We start from the raw sequence: 21,282 nt of genomic DNA on the forward strand, positions 1-21,282 counted from the left end.
ATTCCGAAATTTGACAACCCCAAAATGCACATGAACCCCGCGCTGCAGCTCTTTGGCGCCGGACGCGAGAAGCGAATCTACGCGGTGCCGCCCTACACCGCCGTGGAGAGCTTGGGCTTTGAAGATCATCCGTTTGAAGTGCAGCGCTGGGACGCCGCCTGCGCCCTGTGCGGCGCCACCGACAGCTTTCTGGACGAAGTGATCACTGACGATGCCGGAACCCGGATGCACACCTGCTCCGACTCCGACTACTGCGCCTCGCGCCAAGCCCAAGCCCCGGCGCTTGGCATCGGTGAAGAAGGGATCGCACCATGAAAGTGGAAATACGCCAAGCCGACACTGAGGACATCGCAGCGGTGCTGGCCCTGTATGCGCAGCCCAGCATGGACAACGGAGAAGTTCTTGCGCTGGAGGAAGCAAAGGCCCTTTTCGCCCAGTTTGCGAAGTACCCCAACTACCGCCTGTTTGTCGCGCTGGCGGACGGACTGGTGGTGGGCAGCTACGCCCTCTTGGTGATGCACAACCTCGGGCACCTTGGCACGCCCTCGGCCATCGCCGAGGATGTGGTGGTGGCCCAAGAGGTTCAGGGCCAGGGCATCGGGCGGCAGATGATGGAGCACGCCGCAGCACAGGCCCGCGAGGCCGGCTGCTACAAGCTGGCGCTGTCGTCGAACAAAAAACGCGTAGATGCCCACCGGTTTTATGCATCGCTGGGCTTTGTGCCGCACGGCGTCAGTTTTGTGATGGAGCTCTGACATGGCAAGCGACGCATCCCTTCCCCTGCTGCAGGTGCGCGGCATTAGCAAACGCTACGGCAGCCGGGTGGCGCTGCGCGAGGTGTCGTTCGATTTGTGGCCAGGCGAGGTGCTGGCGGTGGTGGGCGAGTCGGGCTCGGGCAAGTCCACCCTGCTCAACGCTATCTCGGCACGCGACAAGCCCGACGCGGGCAGCGTGCAGTACCGCACCCAAGACCACGGCCTGCAAGAGGTGTTCCTGATGACGCAGGCGCAGCAGCGCCTCTTGGCCCGCACCGATTGGGGTTTTGTGCACCAGAACCCCGCTGACGGATTGCGCATGGACGTGTCTGCCGGCGCCAATGTGGCCGAGCGGCTGATGGGACTGGGCGCGCGCAACTACGCTCACTTGCGCCAGACTGCGGCGCAATGGCTGGACCGGGTGGAAATCGACACCGCACGCATCGACGACGCGCCACGCACCTTCTCCGGTGGCATGCGCCAGCGGCTGCAGATCGCCCGTAACCTGGTCACCAGCCCGCGACTCGTGTTCATGGACGAACCCACCTCCGGGTTGGACGTGTCGGTGCAGGCGCGCTTGCTGGACCTGCTGCGCCGGCTCACCCACAGCATGCAGCTGTGCGCGGTGATCGTGACGCACGACCTCGCAGTGGCCCGGCTGCTGGCCCACCGCATGCTGGTGATGCAAGGCGGCCAGGTGGTGGAGGCGGGCCTGACCGACCAACTGCTAGACGACCCCCAACACCCCTACACCCAGCTGCTGGTGTCTTCGGTACTGCAACCATGAACCCACCTTTGCTCGAACTGCGCGGCGTGGCCAAGCGCTTCACACTGCACCACCAATCCGGCACCGAGCTTCCCGTGGTGTCCAACGCCAGCTTTTGTGTGCGCCCCGGCGAATGCGTGGTGCTCGATGGCCCCTCCGGCATGGGCAAAAGCACCCTGCTCAAAATGGTCTATGCCAACTACCGCACCAGCGCGGGCAGCATCACCGTGCAGGCAGCGGACGGCACGGTGACCGACGTCGCCACCGCAACACCGCGCGAGCTGGTGCAACTGCGCCACACCACCATCGGCTACGTGAGCCAGTTTTTGCGCGTCATCCCGCGTGTGGCAGCGATCGATGTGGTGGCGCAATCGCTGTACGACCCGGCGCACAACAACCCACAGGCCATCGCGCAGGCGCAACAAGAAGCCGGCCGCTGGCTGGCACGGCTGCGCATCCCTGAGCGCCTGTGGGCCCTGCCGCCAGCCACCTTTTCGGGTGGTGAGCAGCAGCGCATCAACATCGCCTGCAACATGATCAAACCGCGCCCGCTGCTCTTGCTCGACGAGCCCACCGCCTCGCTGGACGCGGCCAACACCCAGACCGTGATTGCCCTGATCCACGAAGCACTGGCGCGCGGCGCCGCCATCGTGGGAATCTTTCACGATGCCGACGTAGGCCAGGCGGTCGCCACCCGGCGCATCGACGTCACCCAGTTCCGAACGGAGACCGCATGAGCACCGAACAGCTATTCACCCACGCCCACTTGGTCTTACCCGATGCCGTCCTGGCCGGCAGCCTGCGGGTGCAGGGCGGTCACATCGCCGAGGTGCAACCCGGACGCAGCACCGTGCCCGGCGCCATCGATTTGGAAGGCGACTACCTGCTGCCCGGCTTGGTGGAAATGCACACCGACAACTTCGAGCGCCACCTGATGCCACGGCCCAAAGTGCACTGGGCCGAGCTGCCCGCACTGCTGGCCCACGACGCCGAAGTCGCCGCTGCGGGCATCACCACCGTGTTCGACGCACTGGGTGTGGGCGAGGCCGACACCGAGAGCCTGCGCGGCAGCACCTGGGACAGCGTGCTGCGCACTTTGGACGCCTGCCAGGCGCAGGGCATGCTACGTGCGGACCACCACCTGCATGTGCGCTGTGAGCTGCCAGCACCCAACACCATCGACTTATTCGCGCCATTTATGGGGCACCCTCGCCTGTCGCTGGTGTCTTTGATGGACCACACGCCAGGCCAGCGGCAATGGGAAGACATCAACCATGCCCGCATCTACTTCCTTGGCAAGAAGGGCTGGAGCGAGCAAAAGTTCCAAGAGCAGGTGGCGCGGGCAACGCAACTTCAATTGCAGTATGCGCAGCCCCACCGCGCGTACTTTGTGGCCTTCTGCAAGGAGCACGGCATTGCCCTGGCCAGCCACGACGACACGACCGTCGACCATGTCCGGCAGGCGCATGCCGAAGGCGCCAGCATGTCCGAGTTCCCGACCACCGTGGCCGCAGCCACCATGGCGCGCACACTGGGGCTGCGCACCGTGATGGGCGGGCCCAACGTGGTGCGCGGCGGCTCGCACTCTGGCAATGTGGCTGCCGCCGAGCTGGCCCGGCTGGGCTTGCTCGATATCCTGTCGTCCGACTATGTGCCAGGCAGCATGCTCAGTGGCGCGATGCGCTTGGTGGATGACGGCCTGATGGCGCTGCCGCAGGCCATTGCCACCGTGAGCCGCACACCCGCATTGGCCACCGGTTTGGCTGACCGAGGCGCACTGCAGCCAGGCCTGCGCGCCGACCTGGTTCAGGTGCGCATGGTGCAAGTGGCCCATGGCCAACACCACCCCGTGGTGCGTGGGGTGTGGCGCGAAGGCCGGCGCGTGCTGTAAGCGCCGCGTGCTGCGAACAGCACCGTGTCATGCAAGCTTCCTTGAAGCTTCATCAAACCGTCACTGCGTCTCCAGATACTGAAGATGTCTAGACAAATTGCGAGACCCAGATGGAAACCGCCCTTCGTGTTCACGCGCTCAACAAGCACTTTGCCAATGGCAAGCACGCGCTCAAAGACATCTCGCTGACAGTCGCCAAGGGGGAAATGGTGGCACTCATCGGTGCGTCGGGTTCAGGCAAGTCCACGCTGATGCGACACATGGCAGGACTGATTGCTGCCGATGCAAACACTGAGTCGCTGATCGAGATCAGTGGTCAGTGCGTGCAAAAGAGAGGCCGCGTGCACAGCAACATCCGCCAAGTCCGCACCAAGATTGGCTTCGTGTTCCAGCAGTTCAACCTGGTGGACCGGCTGCCGGTGTCGGTCAATGTGCTGGTCGGACTGCTGCACCGCATGCCGTGGTGGCGCAGCCTGTTCCAGGTGTTCAACGCAAGCGAGCGAGCACGGGCGTTTGAAGCGCTGCAGCGGGTTGGCATTGCAGAGTGCTTTAGCCAACGCGCATCGACCCTCTCGGGTGGCCAGCAACAGCGCGCCGCCATCGCCCGTGCGTTGGTGCAAGGCGCCGAGGTGGTGTTGGCCGACGAGCCCATCGCCTCGCTGGACCCTGAGTCTTCGCGCAAAGTGATGGAAATTCTTTCCCGCATCAACCGCGAAGACGGCTGCACCGTGATCGTGTCCTTGCACCAAGTCGAGATGGCGCTGAAGTACTGCCCGCGCGTAGTCGCCTTGAACCAAGGCCAGGTCGTGTTTGACGGCCCCGCCGACACCCTCACGCCAGCCCTTTTGCGCGAACTCTACGGCGTGCATGTCGATGAAATTTTTGCCGATGCGGCTGCCAGCAGCCAACGCGTCGCTGCGTGGCCATTGGCCAACGCCGCTTGAAATCCACCCCGACCTTTAACCTCAGGAGAACCTATGTTTGACTTAAGCAAATTCATGGCCACGTCCGCCGCTGCACTGGCGCTGGGCATGACCGGCACCAGCGTGCTGGCCCAAGACATCAACCTCGGCATCATATCGACCGAGGCGACGCAAAACCTCAAGCAAGACTGGGAGCCCTTGATTGCCGACATGAAGAAACAAACCGGCATGAACGTGACCGCCTTCTTCGCACCCGATTACGCCGGCATCATCGAAGGCATGCGCTTTAACAAGGTGCAAGTCGCCTGGTTTGGCAACAAGGCCGCGGCTGAGGCAGTGGACCGGGCCAGTGGCGAAGTGTTTGCGCAGATGGTCAATGCCGATGGCACACAAGGCTACTACTCGCACCTGATCGTGAACACCGACAGCGGCCTCAACAGCCTGGACGACGTTCTCAAAAACGGCAAGAACCTGAGCTTCGGCAACGGCGACCCCAATTCCACCTCGGGCTTCCTGGTGCCGGGCTTTTATGTGTTTTCCAAGAACAAGATCGACGCCAAGACGCACTTCAAAGTTACACGCAGCGCCAACCACGAAACCAATGCCCTGGCGGTTGCCAACAAGCAAGTGGATGTAGCCACCAACAACAGCGAGAACCTGGAAAAAATCCAGCAGCGTTACCCCGACAAGTTCAAGAGCATCAAGGTGGTGTGGACGTCGCCGCTGATCCCGCTGGACCCGATGGTCATCCGCAAAGACATGCCAGAGGCACAAAAGGCCAAGATCAAGAACTTTTTCTATAACTATGGCAAGACCGATGCCAAGGAAAAGGAAGTGCTGATGAAGATTGGCAAGTTGTCGGGCTTTAAAGAGTCCACCAATCGCCAGTTGGTGCCCATCCGTCAGCTCGATCTGTTCAGCCTGCGCAACAAGACCGAGGGCGACACCGTCTTGTCTGAGGCCGACAAGAAAGCACGCCTGGCCGAGATTGACGCCAAGCTGGCTGCACTGAACTAAGCCCCGCAGCCTGAGCACGCCCACCATGAGCACCACCACCAATTCGCCTTTTCTTGTGGTTACGCCACCACCCGAGCTCAAGCGCAGCTTGGCGTGGTACCTGGGCTGGTGTGGGGTGCTCATCTTGCTGGCTGCGTCCTGGAAGGGCGCGGATATGCGCCCCCTGGACCTGTGGCGCGACTCCGGCAACATGGCTACGTATGCCGCCGAGTTCTTTCCGCCCAACTTCTCTCAGTGGCGCATGTACGTGAGTGAAATGGTCATCACCCTGCAAATCGCTGTCTGGGGCACTGCGCTGGCAGTGGTGACGGCGGTTCCGATGGCACTGATGGCGTCAGCCAACCTGGTGCCCTGGTGGATCTACCAGCCTACGCGGCGCCTGATGGACGCCACCCGTGCCATCAACGAAATGGTGTTTGCGATGTTGTTTGTCGTGGCGGTGGGCTTGGGGCCGTTTGCCGGCGTGCTGGCCCTTTGGGTTCACACCACCGGCGTGCTGGCAAAGCTCTTCTCCGAGGCGGTAGAGGCGATCGATCCGCAGCCGGTGGAAGGCATTCGTTCTACCGGTGCGTCGGCGCTGCACGAGATCGTGTATGGCGTGATTCCCCAAGTGATGCCACTGTGGATTTCGTTTGCGCTGTACCGCTTTGAGAGCAATGTGCGCTCGGCCTCGGTGGTCGGCATGGTGGGCGCTGGCGGCATTGGCGTCGTTTTGTGGGAAATCATCCGCGGCTTTCAGTACGCAGAAACCTGCGCGGTGATGCTCATCATTGTGGTCAGCGTCAGCCTGATCGATGTGGGCTCGGCCCGCATCCGCAAGGCACTGGTGTAAGAGATTGATGTAAGGGATGGGTATGGCACTGAACAGCGAAGACATCTTGGCCCTGTACCAGCAGTACGCGGCCCAACAGTACGGCGGTGAGGCGGTGAGCCAAATGGAGCACGCATTGCAATGCGCCCATCTTGCCGAGCGGGCCGGAGAGAGCGATGCGGTGGTGCTGGCTGCGCTCTTGCACGACATCGGCCACCTGCTGGCCGCGCAGCAGCACGCACAAGGCGATGCACCCAACGACAAGGACGATTTGCACCAGTTCGTGGCCCTGCCCTTTTTGCGCGCCACCTTGCCCGAATCTGTTTTGGCCCCCATTGCAATGCATGTGGATGCCAAACGCTACCTGGTGGCCACCGAGCCAAGCTACGGACCGCAGCTGTCCCCCGCATCCCAGCGCAGCTTGGCGTTGCAGGGCGGACCGTTCTCGGAGGCACAGGCCGATGCATTTCTCGCACTGCCGCACGCAGCCGAGGCAGTGCGACTGCGCCGCTATGACGACCTGGCCAAGGTGCCCGCGGCGGTCACGCCCGACCTGGCCCACTACGCCGGGCTGTTGCGCACGGTTGCCACCGAGTTCGCCTCGGGTCGGACAGAAGCCTAAGTCTTACACCGGCGCCATCGTCTCCCAAGCTTTGCGCGCTTCGGCGGCGTACATCAGCGCAGGTCCGCCGCCCATGTAGACGCATACGCCCAGCATCTCCTCAAACTCTTCGCGGGTGCATTGCAACTTGTGCAGGGCTTTCACATGGAAGCCGATGCAGCCCGAGCAATGCTGGGTGATGCCAATGGCCAGCGCCATCAGCTCTTTGTGCTTGGCGCTGACGCTGCCCTCAGCCATGGCGGCGCGCGCCAGGCCGGTGAAGGCTTGCATGGTGTCGGGCTGCGACTTGCGCAGGCCTACCAAGCTCTCGTTGAGGTTCTGTACCAAGGTGGGGTGGTCGAATGTGCTCATGGTGGTGCTCCTGGTTGGTGCTGCAGATACTTACAGCACGTTGAGTGGAATCTTGGCGTAGGCGATGCCGTTGTCCTCTTTGGGGGGCAACTCACCGGCGCGGATGTTGATCTGCACGGCAGGCAAGATCAGCACCGGCATCTCCAGGGTGGCGTCGCGCTTGGTGCGCATGGCCACAAACTCGGCCTCGGTAACGCCATCGTGCACGTGGATGTTGTTGGCGCGCTGCTCGGCCACCGTCGTCTCGAACTGCACGGGACGCCCGGCTGGCGGGTAGTCGTGGCACATGAACAAGCGGGTGCTCTCGGGCAGGCTCAGCAGCTTGCGCACCGAGGCGTACAGCGTTTTGGCGTCGCCACCTGGAAAGTCGCAGCGCGCCGTGCCCACATCCGGCATGAACAGGGTATCGCCCACAAACACCGCATCACCAAACTGGTAGGCCATGCACGCGGGCGTGTGGCCGGGCACGTAATGCGCCTGGCCTTCTAGCGCGCCCACTGAGATGGTTTCTCCGGGCTGAATCAGGTGGTTGAACTGGGAGCCGTCGAGTTTGAACTCGGGCTCGAGGTTGAAGATGCCCTTGAACACTTTTTGCACAGCAGTGATGTGGTCGCCAATCGCCGTCCTGCCGCCGAGCTTGGATTGCAGGTAGGGCGCTGCGCTCAGGTGGTCGGCGTGGGCGTGGGTCTCCAAAATCCACTCTGTTTTGAGTTGGTTGGCCCCAACGTAGTCGATGACCTTGTCGGCCGAGGTGTGCTGGGTGCGTCCGGACTTGGGGTCGTAGTCCAGCACCGAGTCGATGATGGCGCAGGCACTGCCGGGGCCCTGGTGGACCACATAGGTGACGGTCCAGGTCGCCGGGTCGAAGATGCCGTGGACTTGGGGCTGGGTGCTGTTGGCTTGCATGGTCACTCCTTTAATTAAGATTTTTATATTCTATTGACTAACAATATGTTTGTAAATAGAATCACGCAACTTTCACTCCCAAGCCTCCTCCATGAACACTGCGGAACTTGAACTCACCGCCATGCAACAGGCCGCTGGCAGGGCCTGCCGCTTGCTCAAAGTGCTGGCCAACCCCGACCGGCTGTTGCTGCTGTGCCAGCTCAGCCAGGGCGAAAAGCGGGTCGGCGAGCTCGAAGAGATTCTGGGCATCACCCAGCCCACCCTGTCGCAGCAGCTCACTGTGCTGCGCGACGAGGCGCTGGTGAGCACCCGACGCGACGGCAAGAACATCTACTACAGCCTGAGCAGCCCGCAGGCTCTGGCTGTGATCCAGGTGATGTACCAACAATTTTGTGAACCCAACCAGGAGCAAGCATGACGATCGATTGGCAAAACTTCACCCCTTGGATGTCACTGTCCGGCGGCATGCTTCTGGGCATCGCTTCGGCAATGTTCATTCTGTTGAACGGGCGCATTCTGGGTATCAGCGGCATCGTGGGCGGATTGCTGCAACCCCGTTCGGGCGACTTGGGTTGGCGCATCGCGTTCCTGGCCGGCATCGCCGCAGCCCCGCTGGTGTTCCTGTGGCTGGCACCCGCGGGCATGGTGCAAGCGCCCCGCATCGATGCCGGTTACGCGCTGATTGTGGTGGCTGGCCTCTTGGTGGGTTTTGGCACCCGTTACGGATCGGGCTGCACCAGTGGCCACGGCGTGTGCGGCTTGTCGCGCTTGTCGCCGCGATCCATGGTGGCCACGGTGAGTTTTATGGCCGCCGGTTTTCTGGTGGTGTTCATTGCACGCCATATTTTTGTGGGAGCTTAAGCATGCAACGCATCAGTGAATTTGTGGTCGGACTCGTGTTCGGCCTGGGCCTGATCCTTTCGGGCATGACCGACCCCGGCAAGGTGCTGGGTTTTCTGGACCTGTTTGGCACCTGGGACCCGTCGCTGGCCTTCGTGATGGGCGGCGCCATTGCGGTGGGGGTTTTTGCCTTTGCCGTGGCCAAGAAGCGCACCACCGCCGTGCTGGGCGGCGCTTTGCACCTGCCCACATCCAACCAAATCGATCGCCGCTTGATCGTGGGCTCGCTGCTGTTTGGCGCGGGCTGGGGCTTGGCGGGTTTTTGCCCGGGTCCGGCGCTGGTTTCCTTGGCATCGGGGCAGGCCAAAGCGGCGGTGTTTGTGGTGGCGATGGTGCTGGGCATGGTGCTGTTTGAGCTGCTGATGCGGCACTGGAACAAGCCACCCCAAGTCCGCCGCGCACCACCCGCCCCAACGCTTTAATCACTCACAAAACGAATCACGAACGCAGACATCGCCATGGAAATTCAAGCGCTCACACCCACCCTGTCGGTTGCCGGTCAAATCCGTGCCAGCGACATCCCCGCCATTGCCAACGCGGGCTTCAAATCGGTGATCTGCAACCGGCCCGACGGCGAGGGCGCCGACCAACCTGGCTTTGCAGAAATCGCCCAGGCCGCGCAGCAAGCGGGGCTTGAGGTCCGCTACCTTCCGGTCGAGACGGGCAAGGTGACCGACGCACAGGGCAGCGCCTTTGGTCAACTTTTGGACGAGCTACCCAAGCCCGTGTTCGCCTACTGCCGCTCGGGTATGCGCTGCACCACGCTGTGGCGGCTGTCCAGCGCCAGTCACACACCCCATCCCTGAAGCGAAGAGACGCCCTATGCAAGGTGCAAGTCGCTGGCTGCCTACCGTGCCCATGTGGACCTGGGCGCGCCAGTACAACCGCGCCACGCTGGCCAACGATCTAGTGGCGGCGCTGATCGTCACCGTCATGCTGATTCCCCAGAGCCTGGCCTATGCGATGTTGGCCGGACTGCCGCCCGAGGTGGGCTTGTACGCCAGCGTGGCGCCGCTGGTGCTTTACGCGGTGCTGGGCACCAGCCGGGTGCTGGCTGTGGGGCCGGTGGCGGTGGTGTCGCTGATGACGGCGGCGGCCATTGGCGAACAGGCCGCTTTGGGTGTGCACAGCTACTGGGCCATTGCCATCACGCTGGCGTTCATCTCGGGTGCGATGTTGCTGCTCATGGGATTCTTGCGGCTGGGTTTTTTGGCCAACTTTTTAAGCCACCCGGTGATCTCCGGGTTCATCTCGGCCTCGGGGCTGCTGATTGCGGCCAGCCAGCTCAAGGCGCTGATGGGCGTGCAGGCCGAGGGCCACAACTTTGTGGAGCTGGTGGGCGCGCTGGTAGCGCAGATCCCCAACATCCATGCGCTGACCCTGGCGCTGGGCGTGGCCGCCACCGCCTTCCTGTTTTGGGTGCGCAAGGGACTCAAGCCTCTTCTCCAGGGATGGGGACTGGGTGCCACCGCAGCGGACATGATCGCCAAGGCCGGGCCGGTGGCGGCCATCGTGGTCACTGCCGTGGCGACCTGGGCCTTGGGGTGGAATGCACAGGGACTCAAGATTGTCGGCACAGTGCCCCAGGGCCTGCCACCACTGACGCTGCCGCTGTGGGACCTCGCCCTGTGGAAAGACTTGGCGCTGCCGGCCTTGCTGATCAGCGTGGTGGGCTTTGTCGAATCGGTGTCCGTGGGGCAAACCCTGGCTGCCAAGCGGCGCCAGCGCATCGAGCCGGACCAGGAGCTGGTGGCGCTGGGAGCGAGCAATGTGTCGGCAGCGCTGACCGGCGGCTTTCCGGTGACCGGCGGCTTCGCGCGCTCCGTGGTCAATTTCGATGCAGGTGCGCAAACGCCGGCCGCGGGTGTGTTCACCGCAGTGGGTCTGCTGCTGGCCTCGCTGCTGCTCACCCCTGCGCTGTACTACCTGCCACAGGCTACGCTGTCGGCCACCATCATCGTGGCCGTGCTGTCCCTGGTGGACCTGGGCATTCTGCGCAGAACCTGGGCCTACTCGCGCACCGACTTTGTGGCCGTGCTCTCCACCTTGCTGGCCACGCTGGCGGCGGGCGTCGAGCTGGGCTTGGTGGTGGGCGTGGGCGTGTCGCTGGCGCTGTTTTTGTACCGCACCAGTCGACCGCACATCGCCGAAGTGGGCTTGGTGCCTGGCACCGAACACTTTCGCAATGTGCTGCGCCACGCAGTGCAGACCAGCCCCCAACTGGTGACCTTGCGCATGGATGAGAGCCTGTACTTTGCCAACGCCCGCGCACTCGAAGACCGGGTCAACGACGCGGTGGCCGAGCACCCCGAGCTGGTGCATCTGGTGCTGCAGTGCTCAGGCATCAACGACATCGACGCAAGCGCGCTAGAGAGCCTGGAAGCCATTGAGAAGCGGCTGCGCGATGCCGGCATTGCGCTGCACCTGAGCGAAGTCAAAGGGCCGGTGATGGACCGGCTCAAGAAAACCCATTTTTTGGAAAGCCTGAGCGGTCAGGTGTTTCTGACCCAGTTTCAGGCAGTGCGCACGCTCACCCCTAACGTCGCTCAATAGCAATGCTGTCGGGCTGCTCGGCGGCAAACGCCAAGTAGTCCTGCGCGGTCTGCTTGGGTGCTTCGACCATAGGAATGTGGCCCACTCCTGGCATGCTGACGATGCGGTGGTTCACGAAAACCTTGGCCAGCGTCTCCACCGCCGCCGGGGGCACCACTCGGTCCAGCGTGCCGGTGACGATGAGCGCAGGCGTCTCCAAGCGTTCGACTCGCTGCTCCAAGGGCGTGGCACCACGAATCGCATGAAAAATCTGCTGGTGCAAAGGGTAGTCGGCTGCCGCCTGCACACCCAGGGCGTGGTGCACCGCCCAGGGGATGAAGGGCATCTTGCCGAAGACCAGTGCCATTTTTTGTGGATGGTCTTGCGGCGTCTCAGTCAACAGCGAAAACTTGCCGGTGACCAAAAAATCTTGATAGAGCGCCGATTGGGTCACCTCCTGAGTGGCAGCCGCATCGAGCAGCCACAGGCTGGCCACCGCCTGCGGGTGCAAGGCCGCATACAAAGCCGCAATGCCACCGCCCATGGAGTTGCCACCCAAGTGAAAGCGCGTCAGGCCCAGCGCCCCCACAAACGCATGCAGCTGCGCCACCTGCGCCTCGTAGCCGTAGTCAGCGCCCGGGTCGCGGCTGGAGTCGCCAAAGCCGGGCAGGTCTGGCACGATGACGCGATAGTGCGGCGTGAGATAGCGCCCCACGGCGGTGAAGGCGTCTTTGTTGGCGGTAAAGCCATGCACCAGCACCAGCGGCGCTCCGCTGCCCCCTTCCAGGTACGGAAACACCTGACCTCGCACCTCAATGCGCTGCAGCCGCAAGCCGGCAGCACGCCGACCCAGATCGCGCAGCCAGGCAAATGCGCGCAGCGGCGCCAGGTAGTTGAGCAGCGTCGCGGCCACTAACGGCAGCGCGACCACACAGAGCAAGAGGTAGACCATAGTGGCTCGAATGTACCGCCATCGGCAGGGGTCGTGCGGGTTAGCATACGGCCCCACCGCTGCCACTATGAAGCCTGCCACCCCGTCCTTACCCGCCAGTGCCGCCGCGCACACGACGACCACGCCACCGGTTTTTTGGGCACTGGTGCTGGCATTTGCACTGCTGGCGCTGGTGCCCACGGTGTGGACCGATCTGGACCTGGCCGCCGCCGCCCTGTTCATGGGCGACACACCAGCCATCGCCTCCTTGCAATGGGCCTGGGTGGAAGCCCTCAATGTGTGGGTTCCGTTTACCTTCCGGGTGGCACTCGGCCTGGCCTTGCTAGGCTGGTTGTGGGCCCGACTGCGTGCGCAGCGCGCACGCTGGCGGCTGCCGTTGGCCTTTGTAGTGCTGGCCGGTGTGGCGGGGCCGGGGCTGGTGGTCAACCTGGTGTTCAAGGACCACTGGCAGCGCGCCCGGCCCTACCAAGTGCAAGACTTTGGGGGCACCCAGCAGTTCACCCGTGCCACCATCATCACCAACCAATGCGACAACAATTGCTCCTTCGTGAGCGGCCATGTGGCCTGCGGCGTGTTCTTGGCATCCTTGGCTTTGGTGCACCGCAGACGGCAGATGGCGTGGGCGGTGGCCGGCACCGGCGCCGGGCTGGCGATTGCGTTTGCGCGCATGTCGGACAAGGCGCATTGGCTCAGTGATGTGCTGTGGGCCTTTCCCATCACGCTGCTCACAAGCTGGCTGGTGTGGAAGGCCTTGCTGTGGGCCTACGCCAGACCTTCGCGCACCGTGGGGTAGCGAAGCCGCAGTCGCAGCTCGTCCTTGAGGCGGGTGTTGTCCAGACGGCGTGATTCGCTCATGAAACTCAGCACCATCAGCGAGACATGCGCCGCCGCGTCCTCGCGGCGCACACGGGGCGGCCTGGGGAGCTGGTACAGGTCGGCGGCCAAGTCAAAGTAGTCACCCATTTTCAGGTCGGTGTCGTCGCTGGCGTTGTAGGTCCGCTGGGGCCGGCCGCGCCACAAAACGGCAATACACGCGCGTGCCAGGTCGTCGGCGTGGATGTGGTTGGTGTAGACATCGTCTTGGGCTGCCAGCACCGGCGTGCCCTTGCGCAGCCGCTCTCGGGGCGTGCCCCCCTCGCGGTCGCTGGCGTAAATGCCGGGAATGCGCAGCACCGAGGTCCGCACACCGCTGGAGCGCCCAAAAAACCGCAGGCTGCGCTCGGCGTCTACCCGCCGCTGCGCGCGCGGCGTGGTCGGTTGCACAGCGCGGGTTTCGTCCACCCAAGCGCCGCCGCAGTCACCGTACACGCCGCTGGTGGAGCCATACACCAGCGCCTGGGGCAGGCTGCGCCTGCGCAAGGCGCGCAACAGGGCCGTGGTGCGGCCGTCGGTCCAGCCCTCCACGGGCGGCGGTGCGAGGTGCAGCACGTGCGTGGCAATACCCGCCAAGCGGCCCAGGGTGCGGGCCCGATCCAGATCGCCCAGCAAGGGCAACATGCCGAGCGAACGCAACGCTGGCCCGCGCTGGGGGCTGGATGTCAACGCCAGCACACGCACCCGGCTGGGCACCTGACCGGCCACACGCAAGCCCACGTCGCCGCAGCCCACGATCAGTACACGGGGGCGGCGAAAGCGGGCGGGCAGCGCGCCCAGTGGGCTTTGGTTTGCGGGCAAAATCGTATCCCTTTTGAGTTCAGTCCCCAAGGATAACCACCCCATGATGGCCTCCGGTGCAAGTGCAACCTCTTACTCGGTCACGGTGCTGCCCAGCGAGCGCACGTTCTCGGTCCAGCACGACGAGGCCATCTTGCCCGCCGGCATTCGCCAAGGCATTGGCCTCCCCTACGGCTGCAAGGATGGGGCCTGCGGCTCGTGCAAATGCAAGATGCTCTCGGGCACCGTGGTGCACGGAGCGCACCAGCCCAAAGCCTTGAGTGCGCAAGAGGCCCAAGACGGCTTCGTGCTGACATGCTGCGCGGTGCCCACCAGCGATGTGGTGCTGGAGTCGCGCCAGGTGACGCAGGCCGGTGCCCTGCCCATCAAGCGCCTGCCCACGCGGGTGCAGTCCATCACGAAAAAGTCGCCCGATGTGGTGGTCATTCAACTGCAGATGCCGGCCAACGACCCCTTCACCTACTACGCCGGCCAGTACATCGAATTCATCCTGCGCGACGGTGCGCGGCGCAGCTACTCCATGGCCAGCGCACCCTCGCGCGGTGGCACGCTGGAGCTGCACATCCGCCACATGCCTGGTGGCCGGTTCACCGATCATGTGTTTGGCTCCATGAAAGAAAAAGAGATTTTGCGCATCGAAGGCCCGTTTGGTTCCTTCTACCTGCGCGAGGCCGCTGACACACCCATCGTGCTGTTGGCCTCGGGCACCGGGTTTGCGCCCATCAAAGCCCTGATCGAGCACATGCAAGACCAAGGCATCAGCCGACCCACCGTGCTGTACTGGGGCGGTCGGCGTCCCGCCGACCTGTACATGGACGATTGGGTGCAGGCCCAACTGGCCAGCACGCCGTGGCTGCGCTATGTGCCGGTGGTCTCTGACGCGCTGGCGCAAGACCAGTGGACCGGTCGCACCGGCTGGGTGCACCAGGCGGTACTGGCCGACCACCCGGACCTGCGCCACATGCAGGTGTACGCCTGCGGCACGCCAGTGATGGTGGATGCAGCGCGGCGCGACTTTGGTGCACTGGCGGGCCTGCCCGAAGATGCATTCTTCGCCGATGCGTTCACCTCCGAGGCCGACAAAGCACTAGCCTGAATCGGCGCCGCGCCAGCGACCCTTTGGCTCAGCGGCCGCGCACTTTCACTTCACTGAGCACCACGGCAAACACCACCAAGGCGCCGCCCAGCGCGGCTTGGGCGCTGAGTCCTTCCGCGAGCCACCACCATGCAAAGAGCGCGGCAAACACCGGCTCCATCGCGTAGATGACTGCGGCTTGGTCGGCGCTCACGTGGCGCTGTGCCAGGGCTTGCAGGAACAACATGCCGGCTGTGGCCACCACACCGAGGTAAACCAGCCCCAAAATGATCTCTAGGCTCAGGCGATCGCCCAGTGTTTGCAGGCGGTCGGTGCCTACCGAGGCGGCCAGCATCCAGGCTGCGCCCAGCGCAGCCATCCAGACGATTTGAGTGGCCGCCAAGGTGCGCGCCGGGTGCAGTGCGGCACGCTGCGACAGCACAATGACATACAGCGCATAGCCCGCTGCACCCAGCACCGTGGCAATGTCTGCCAGCCAATGGCCACCTCCGTCCCAGGACATGAGAGCGATGCCGCAACACGCCAGCGTGGCGGCCAACCACACACGCAGCGCGATGCGCTTGCCAAACAGCAAGCCAAACATAGGCACCATCAGCACATTGAGGCTGGTCAGAAAGGCGCTTCGGTTGCTAGAGATGTACTGCAGCCCATAGGCCTGGGCCACATACGACAACAGCACCAGCGCCCCCAGCAGCGCGCCATCGCGCCAAGCCTGCCGGCTCGCGCCCAGCACCCAGGGCAGCATGCAGCAGGCGGCTATGCAAAAACGCAGTGCAGAAACTTCGATGCCACTGAGGCTGGCCGTGGCCACCTTGAGCACCGGAAAGGTGGCACCCCACACCACCGTGACGAGCAGCAGCGCCAGCAGGGAGAGCAGGTGCACGCTGGCGCGCCCGCGGGCGCGCTGCATGCTAGTGCCCAAGATAGGCGGCGCGCACCTTGGGGTCGTTGAGCATCTCCTTGGCATCACCGCCCATGGTCACCACGCCCGACTCCATCACATACCCACGGTTGGCAATGCCCAGCGCGCGGCTGGCGTTTTGCTCCACCAACAGCACGGTGACGCCTTGCGCGTACACATCGCGAATGACCTCAAAGATTTTGTCCACCATGATGGGCGACAGCCCCATGGACGGCTCGTCAAGCAGCAGCACCTTGGGCCGGCTCATCAGCGCGCGGCCCATGGCCAACATCTGCTGCTCGCCACCCGACATGGTTCCGGCGAGCTGGTCGCGGCGCTCTTTGAGGCGCGGGAAGATGGTGAACACCTTGTCCATATCGGCCAGAATGTCTGCCTTGTCGGTGCGGATATAGGCACCCATCTGCAGGTTCTCGATGATCGTCATGCGGGTGAACACGCCACGACCTTCGGGCACCATGGCCAGGCCCTGCTTAACCAAATCCCAAGGGCCTTGGCCCTTGATGCTCTTGCCCATGTACACGATCTCACCGGCGCTGATGGGCAGCGTGCCGGTGATGGCCTTCATGGTGGTGGTTTTCCCCGCGCCGTTGGAGCCGATCAAGCAGACCAGTTCGCCCTCGTGGACCTCGAAGTCCACACCCTTGACCGCCTGGATGCCGCCGTAGGCGACTTTGAGTCCGGTGACTTTGAGCAGTGTTTTTGTTGTCATCGCGTGTCCTTAAGCCCCGCTCGTGCCCAGATAGGCCTCGATCACTTTGTCGTTGCGCTGCACTTCGGCGGGTGTGCCTTCGGCGATTTGCTTGCCATAGTCCAGCACCGTCACGCGGTCGCACAGGCCCATCACCAGCTTGACATCGTGTTCGATCAACAAAATGGTGCGGTTGTCTTTGCGGATTTGGTCGATCAGCTCGCGCAACATCACCTTTTCGGTGGCATTCATGCCGGCGGCGGGCTCGTCCAGTGCAATGAGTTGCGGGTCAGTGGCCAGGGCGCGCGCGATCTCCAGGCGGCGCTGATCGCCGTAGCTCAGGGTGCGCGCCTTGTAGTCGGCAAACTTGCCGATGCCAACGTAGTCCAGCAGCTCTTGGGCGCGCCGGGCAATGGCAGCCTCTTCAGCCTTGAAGCCGGGGGTACGCAGCACCGCACCGAGCAGGCCCGAGTGGGTGCGAATGTGGCGGCCCACCATCACGTTCTCCAGGGCAGTCATCTCGGCAAACAGCCGGATGTTCTGGAAAGTGCGCGCAATGCCGGCTTTGGCCACCAGATGCACCGCCTTGGGCTCGTAAGGCTTGCCCGCAAGTTCGAAGCTGCCGCTGTCGGGTGTGTACAGGCCGGTGAGCACATTGAAAAAGGTGGTCTTGCCCGCGCCGTTGGGGCCAATGAGGCCGTACACCTGGCCACGCTGGATCCGAATGCCAACGTCGCTCAGTGCCTGCAAGCCGCCAAAGCGCTTGGACACGCCTGATACGTTCAATACGGTGTCTGTCATAGTGGTTCCGATTCGATCGGCTGCAATCAGGACTGCGGCGGCGCGATGGACTTGCCATGCTCAGGCGCAGGCCACAGGCCACGTGGGCGCATCAACATGATGGTGATCATGGCAAGCGCAATCAGCAACTGGCGCAAGATGGACGCATCCAGACGCCCACCGGTGAGGTTTTGCAATGGGCCAGCTACATAGCGCAGCACCTCCGGCAGCGCAGCCAACAGGACCGCGCCCAAGATAACGCCAGGCAGGTGCCCCACACCGCCGAGCACCACCATGGCAACGATCATCACCGACTCCATCAAAGTGAAAGACTCCGGTGAAATAAAGCCTTGGAACGAGGCAAACAGCGTGCCCGACACACCACCAAACGTGGCACCCATACCGAACGCCAACAGCTTCATGTTGCGGGTGTTGATACCCATGGCCTTGGCAGCGATCTCGTCTTCACGAATTGCCATCCAGGCACGGCCCACACGTGAGATTTGCAAACGGTGGCTGATGACGACGCTAAGCACCACCAAGACCAAAAACAAGTAGTAATACAGTGTGACCGAGGCAATCTCATAGTTGCCCAGCACCCATTTTTTTCCCAAGTCCACGCCGAAAAAATGCAACGAATCGATCTGGCCTATGCCTTTGGGCCCGTTGGTGATGTTGACAGGCGCATCCAAGTTGTTCATGAACACGCGGATGATTTCGCCAAAGCCCAGGGTCACGATGGCCAGGTAATCACCGCGCAGGCGCAAAGTGGGGGCACCCAACAACGCGCCAAACAGACCGGCAAGACCTGCTGCCATCGGAATGACCAACCACAATGGCGTGTGGATACCGTTAGGAAACATCACAGCCAAGGCGGGGAAGGTCTCCGTGAGGTGCGGGGAGGACATCAGCCCGTACATGTAGGCACCAATCGCAAAGAAGGCGACATAGCCCAGGTCAAGCAGGCCGGCGTAACCCACCACGATATTCAGGCCGATAGCCAACAGCACATACAGCAGCGCCATGTCGGCGATTCGCACCCAGGCGTTGCCAAAGTTTTGCAGGATCAGGGGCAGCACCAGCAGGGCCACGCCGGCAAAAAAGTACCCAACAAGTTTGTTTTGCTGTGTCATGGTCGGCTCCTCAGGCGCGGTCCGCCACACGCTCACCGAGCAGGCCCGAGGGCCGCAGGGTCAACACGACGATTAGAACGATGAAAGCAAAAAGTTCGGAGTAATGGCTGCCCAAAACGCCGCCAGTCAAGGTGCCAATGTAGCCAGCACCAATCGACTCAATCAGACCCAGCAAAATCCCGCCGACCACCGCACCACCGAGATTGCCAATGCCGCCAAACACCGCCGCGGTAAATGCCTTAAGGCCCGGCAAAAAACCCATGGCGTGCTGGGCGGTGCCGTAGTTAGAGGCGTACATCACACCTGCAATGGCGGCCAACACCGCACCGATGATGAAAGTGGCGGAAATCACCACATCGGGCTTAACACCCATCAGGCCGGCTACACGCGGGTTCTCTGCCGTTGCACGCATGGCTCGGCCCAGCTTGGTGTAGTTGACCAGCCACATCAGAACTGCCAGCGACACCGCGGTAACGCCCAAGATCATGACCTGGGTGGGCGTGATGACAGCCCCGCCAATGGCGATGGGGTCGCTAGGCAGCAAGGTCGGATAGGACTTGTAGTTGGGCTTCCAGATAATCATGGCCAGCGTTTGCAGCAAGATCGACATGCCGATGGCAGTGATCAGCGGCGCCAGCTTGGGGCTGTTGCGAAGGGGGCGGTAGGCCACCTTCTCGATAGTGAAGTTGAGCGCGGCAGCGACCACGCAAGCGATCACCAGGGCCAAGAAAAGAACAACAAAACCGGGGGCGCCTGGCATAGCCTCTTGCATCATCCCGATGATCGTCCAGCTCGTAAGCGCCCCGACCATCATGACTTCACCATGGGCGAAATTGATCAGGTTAATGATCCCGTACACCATGGTGTAGCCCAAGGCTATCAGCGCGTACATGCTGCCCAACACCAGACCGTTAATGATCTGCTGCAACAAAATATCCATACAACGTATCTCCGATTCTTTGGCCTGTGCCTGCAACTTCCTGCGCCATGGCAGGGAATCAACACGCGTTTGGAGCCTCGTGGGCTTGGCCTGTTTCTAAGCAAGAAACCCGCCACGTCGGTTGACACAGCGCTTGGGTGGGGCGCATTGTAGCCACGGGTAGCTGCGCTTTCGGCTGCGGTGCGGCGGGGTTTACCCTTGCGCGGCCGCGCGCCAGCTCTGGGCTGCGTCACCACGTGGGGCCTCTTCAAACCACCCCTGAAAACGGCACACCAAAGTGGCCCAAAAACAGCCCATACTATTGGCCCACACGCACCATCCTATGGACCTCTTTACCACCGCCCCGAAGCCGCCGCTTGCGGAGCTGCTGCGCCCGCAAACGCTGGCCGAGGTCGCTGGCCAACTGCACCTGTTGGGGCCAGGCAAACCACTGCGTATGGCCTTCGAGGCCAAGAAGCTGCACTCGTTCATTTTGTGGGGCCCACCGGGTGTCGGCAAGACCACGCTGGGCCGGCTGGCCGCCCGCGCCACCGAGAGCAACTTCATCGCGATTTCAGCGGTGCTGGCAGGCGTGAAAGACATCCGCCAGGCGATTGAAGACGCGAGATCCACGCTGGACACCACAGGCCGACCCACGGTGCTCTTTGTCGACGAGATCCACCGCTTCAACAAGGCCCAGCAAGATGCGCTGCTCCCGCATGTGGAGTCAGGCTTGTTCACGCTGGTGGGAGGCACCACCGAGCACCCCGGCATGGAAGTCAACAACGCACTGCTTTCGCGTGCACAGGTGTACACACTGCAGCCGCTGACAGCCGAGGACATGCGCCAGCTCTACGCGCGCGCACTGCCGCACCTCCTTGGTGTGCAGTTGGACGCCGATGCGCTGGAACTGCTCACGGGGTTTGCCGACGGCGATGGGAGGCGCTTTCTCAACCTGGTGGAACAAGTCGCAACAGCGGCCAGCGGCGCTGGGCTTGGCAGCGTGACGGGCGAATTTGCCAGGTCCTCCACCAGCCCCTCGCTGCGCCGGTTCGACAAAGGCGGCGACGAGCTGTACTGGCAGCTGTCGGCCTTCCACAAATCACTGCGGGGTTCGCAACCCGACGCCGCGCTCTATTGGCTCGCACGCATCTTGGACGGAGGCGGCGACGGTCGACAGGTGGCGCGGCGCATGATCGCGATGGCCAGCGAAGATATCGGCAATGCCGACCCCCGCGCACTGCAACTGGCCTTGAACGCCGCAGAAGCCTACGACCGGCTCGGCGCCCCCGAGGGCGAATTGGCGTTAGCGCAAGCCGTCACCTACCTGGCGGTGGCCGCTAAGTCCAATGCCTCGTACATGGCCTGGAACCAGGCTAAGGCCTTCGTCAAAGCCAGCGGCTCGCGGCCGGTGCCCATCCACCTGCGCAACGCCCCGGCCAAGTTAATGGAGCAAATGGGCTACGGCAAAAACTACCGCTACGCCCACGACGAACCCGATGCCTACGCCGCAGGCCAAAGCTACTTCCCCGACGATGTGCAACCCCAGCAGTGGTACCAACCATCCGAGCGCGGTCTGGAAGCGAAGATGCGTGAGAAGCTGGCGTGGTTACGCTCGCTGGATGCCGCTGCTAAGTGAGCCGG

The 21,282-nt window shown here is 63.1% G+C and carries 25 protein-coding genes and 1 pseudogene; 17 read left to right on the plus strand and 9 right to left on the minus strand.

The window, feature by feature from the left end:
- The 9 genes from ACILRC_RS11595 to ACILRC_RS11635 form a co-directional block, all read left to right on the plus strand.
- Positions 1–315: alpha-D-ribose 1-methylphosphonate 5-phosphate C-P-lyase PhnJ (locus tag ACILRC_RS11595; RefSeq protein ID WP_395669533.1), on the plus strand; the 315-nt coding region annotated here is incomplete at its 5' end.
- Entirely contained in the window at positions 312–755 is a 444-nt protein-coding gene (locus ACILRC_RS11600) for a GNAT family N-acetyltransferase (protein WP_395669534.1), read from the plus strand. The genes ACILRC_RS11595 and ACILRC_RS11600, both read left to right, overlap by 4 nt.
- Before the next feature lies 1 nt (position 756).
- Complete coding sequence (gene phnK, locus ACILRC_RS11605; protein ID WP_395669535.1) at positions 757–1,542, plus strand: phosphonate C-P lyase system protein PhnK; 786 nt, start codon at positions 757–759, stop codon at positions 1,540–1,542.
- Complete coding sequence (gene phnL, locus ACILRC_RS11610; protein ID WP_395669536.1) at positions 1,539–2,258, plus strand: phosphonate C-P lyase system protein PhnL; 720 nt, start codon at positions 1,539–1,541, stop codon at positions 2,256–2,258. The genes phnK and phnL overlap by 4 nt, the downstream gene beginning before the upstream one ends.
- The gene (locus ACILRC_RS11615) at positions 2,255–3,412 is read left to right on the plus strand and encodes an alpha-D-ribose 1-methylphosphonate 5-triphosphate diphosphatase (protein WP_395669537.1); all 1,158 of its coding nucleotides are present in this window, start codon (positions 2,255–2,257) and stop codon (positions 3,410–3,412) included. The genes phnL and ACILRC_RS11615 overlap by 4 nt, the downstream gene beginning before the upstream one ends.
- Positions 3,413–3,522: 110 nt before the next feature.
- A complete protein-coding gene (gene phnC, locus ACILRC_RS11620) occupies positions 3,523–4,356 on the plus strand; it encodes a phosphonate ABC transporter ATP-binding protein (RefSeq protein WP_395669538.1) in 834 nt (277 codons plus the stop codon).
- Positions 4,357–4,389: 33 nt separating this feature from the next.
- On the plus strand, positions 4,390–5,352 hold the full coding sequence (phnD, locus tag ACILRC_RS11625) for a phosphonate ABC transporter substrate-binding protein (RefSeq protein WP_395669539.1): 963 nt from the start codon (positions 4,390–4,392) through the stop codon (positions 5,350–5,352).
- 25 nt (positions 5,353–5,377) lie between these two features.
- Positions 5,378–6,184, plus strand: a complete 807-nt coding sequence (phnE, locus tag ACILRC_RS11630; protein ID WP_395669540.1) for a phosphonate ABC transporter, permease protein PhnE — start codon at positions 5,378–5,380, stop codon at positions 6,182–6,184.
- 22 nt (positions 6,185–6,206) lie between these two features.
- A complete protein-coding gene (locus ACILRC_RS11635) occupies positions 6,207–6,785 on the plus strand; it encodes a phosphonate degradation HD-domain oxygenase (RefSeq protein ID WP_395669541.1) in 579 nt (192 codons plus the stop codon).
- Between the two features lie 3 nt (positions 6,786–6,788).
- Here the strand turns inward: ACILRC_RS11635 and ACILRC_RS11640 are convergent, their stop codons facing one another.
- Positions 6,789–7,136, minus strand: coding sequence for a carboxymuconolactone decarboxylase family protein (locus ACILRC_RS11640; protein ID WP_395669542.1), 348 nt, complete (start codon positions 7,134–7,136; stop codon positions 6,789–6,791).
- A 30-nt stretch (positions 7,137–7,166) separates the two neighbouring features.
- A complete protein-coding gene (locus ACILRC_RS11645) occupies positions 7,167–8,042 on the minus strand; it encodes an MBL fold metallo-hydrolase (protein ID WP_395669543.1) in 876 nt (291 codons plus the stop codon).
- Between the two features lie 91 nt (positions 8,043–8,133).
- On the opposite strand from ACILRC_RS11645, the gene ACILRC_RS11650 reads away from it, so the two are divergent.
- The 5 genes and pseudogenes from ACILRC_RS11650 to ACILRC_RS11670 all read left to right on the plus strand — a co-directional run bounded on the left by ACILRC_RS11650 (position 8,134) and on the right by ACILRC_RS11670 (position 11,495).
- A complete protein-coding gene (locus ACILRC_RS11650; protein ID WP_395669544.1) occupies positions 8,134–8,460 on the plus strand; it encodes an ArsR/SmtB family transcription factor in 327 nt (108 codons plus the stop codon).
- Complete coding sequence (locus tag ACILRC_RS11655; protein WP_395669545.1) at positions 8,457–8,903, plus strand: YeeE/YedE family protein; 447 nt, start codon at positions 8,457–8,459, stop codon at positions 8,901–8,903. The genes ACILRC_RS11650 and ACILRC_RS11655 overlap by 4 nt, the downstream gene beginning before the upstream one ends.
- A 2-nt stretch (positions 8,904–8,905) precedes the next feature.
- Positions 8,906–9,364 (plus strand): DUF6691 family protein, encoded by a 459-nt coding sequence (locus ACILRC_RS11660; protein ID WP_395669546.1) that lies wholly within the window; start codon positions 8,906–8,908, stop codon positions 9,362–9,364.
- A gap of 36 nt (positions 9,365–9,400) precedes the next feature.
- Positions 9,401–9,739: pseudogene (locus tag ACILRC_RS11665) on the plus strand (TIGR01244 family sulfur transferase); the annotation flags it as partial.
- A 25-nt stretch (positions 9,740–9,764) separates the two neighbouring features.
- A complete protein-coding gene (locus ACILRC_RS11670; protein ID WP_395669547.1) occupies positions 9,765–11,495 on the plus strand; it encodes a SulP family inorganic anion transporter in 1,731 nt (576 codons plus the stop codon).
- Here ACILRC_RS11670 and ACILRC_RS11675 read toward each other — a convergent pair.
- A complete protein-coding gene (locus ACILRC_RS11675) occupies positions 11,479–12,426 on the minus strand; it encodes an alpha/beta fold hydrolase (RefSeq protein WP_395669548.1) in 948 nt (315 codons plus the stop codon). The two genes, ACILRC_RS11670 and ACILRC_RS11675, sit on opposite strands and share 17 nt — an antisense overlap.
- A gap of 67 nt (positions 12,427–12,493) precedes the next feature.
- Here ACILRC_RS11675 and ACILRC_RS11680 point away from each other — a divergent pair, with 67 nt between their 5' ends.
- Positions 12,494–13,219: a phosphatase PAP2 family protein gene (locus ACILRC_RS11680; protein ID WP_395669549.1), complete on the plus strand. Its 726-nt coding sequence runs from the start codon at positions 12,494–12,496 to the stop codon at positions 13,217–13,219.
- On the opposite strand, the gene ACILRC_RS11685 is transcribed toward ACILRC_RS11680, so the two are convergent.
- Positions 13,189–14,100, minus strand: a complete 912-nt coding sequence (locus ACILRC_RS11685) for an SDR family oxidoreductase (protein ID WP_395669550.1) — start codon at positions 14,098–14,100, stop codon at positions 13,189–13,191. The two genes, ACILRC_RS11680 and ACILRC_RS11685, sit on opposite strands and share 31 nt — an antisense overlap.
- Before the next feature lie 43 nt (positions 14,101–14,143).
- Here ACILRC_RS11685 and ACILRC_RS11690 point away from each other — a divergent pair, with 43 nt between their 5' ends.
- Positions 14,144–15,196, plus strand: a complete 1,053-nt coding sequence (locus ACILRC_RS11690) for a CDP-6-deoxy-delta-3,4-glucoseen reductase (protein ID WP_395669551.1) — start codon at positions 14,144–14,146, stop codon at positions 15,194–15,196.
- A gap of 28 nt (positions 15,197–15,224) precedes the next feature.
- On the opposite strand, the gene ACILRC_RS11695 is transcribed toward ACILRC_RS11690, so the two are convergent.
- Genes ACILRC_RS11695 through ACILRC_RS11715 form a run of 5 tightly spaced genes read right to left on the minus strand, consistent with a single transcriptional unit; the run spans position 15,225 to position 19,659 of the window.
- Positions 15,225–16,106, minus strand: a complete 882-nt coding sequence (locus ACILRC_RS11695; RefSeq protein WP_395669552.1) for a DMT family transporter — start codon at positions 16,104–16,106, stop codon at positions 15,225–15,227.
- Between the two features lies 1 nt (position 16,107).
- Positions 16,108–16,827, minus strand: coding sequence for an ABC transporter ATP-binding protein (locus ACILRC_RS11700; RefSeq protein WP_395669553.1), 720 nt, complete (start codon positions 16,825–16,827; stop codon positions 16,108–16,110).
- 9 nt (positions 16,828–16,836) lie between these two features.
- Positions 16,837–17,607, minus strand: coding sequence for an ABC transporter ATP-binding protein (locus tag ACILRC_RS11705; protein ID WP_395669554.1), 771 nt, complete (start codon positions 17,605–17,607; stop codon positions 16,837–16,839).
- Between the two features lie 26 nt (positions 17,608–17,633).
- Positions 17,634–18,719: an ABC transporter permease subunit gene (locus tag ACILRC_RS11710; RefSeq protein ID WP_395669555.1), complete on the minus strand. Its 1,086-nt coding sequence runs from the start codon at positions 18,717–18,719 to the stop codon at positions 17,634–17,636.
- A 10-nt stretch (positions 18,720–18,729) separates the two neighbouring features.
- Positions 18,730–19,659 carry a branched-chain amino acid ABC transporter permease gene (locus ACILRC_RS11715; RefSeq protein WP_395669556.1) on the minus strand — a complete coding sequence of 310 codons (930 nt, stop codon included), beginning with the start codon at positions 19,657–19,659 and terminating at the stop codon, positions 18,730–18,732.
- A gap of 322 nt (positions 19,660–19,981) precedes the next feature.
- Here ACILRC_RS11715 and ACILRC_RS11720 point away from each other — a divergent pair, with 322 nt between their 5' ends.
- A complete protein-coding gene (locus tag ACILRC_RS11720; RefSeq protein WP_395669557.1) occupies positions 19,982–21,277 on the plus strand; it encodes a replication-associated recombination protein A in 1,296 nt (431 codons plus the stop codon).
- Positions 21,278–21,282 lie beyond the last annotated feature (5 nt).

Origin of the sequence: Rhodoferax sp. (genome assembly GCF_044236835.1) — a bacterium.
GTDB lineage: Bacteria > Pseudomonadota > Gammaproteobacteria > Burkholderiales > Burkholderiaceae_C > Allorhodoferax.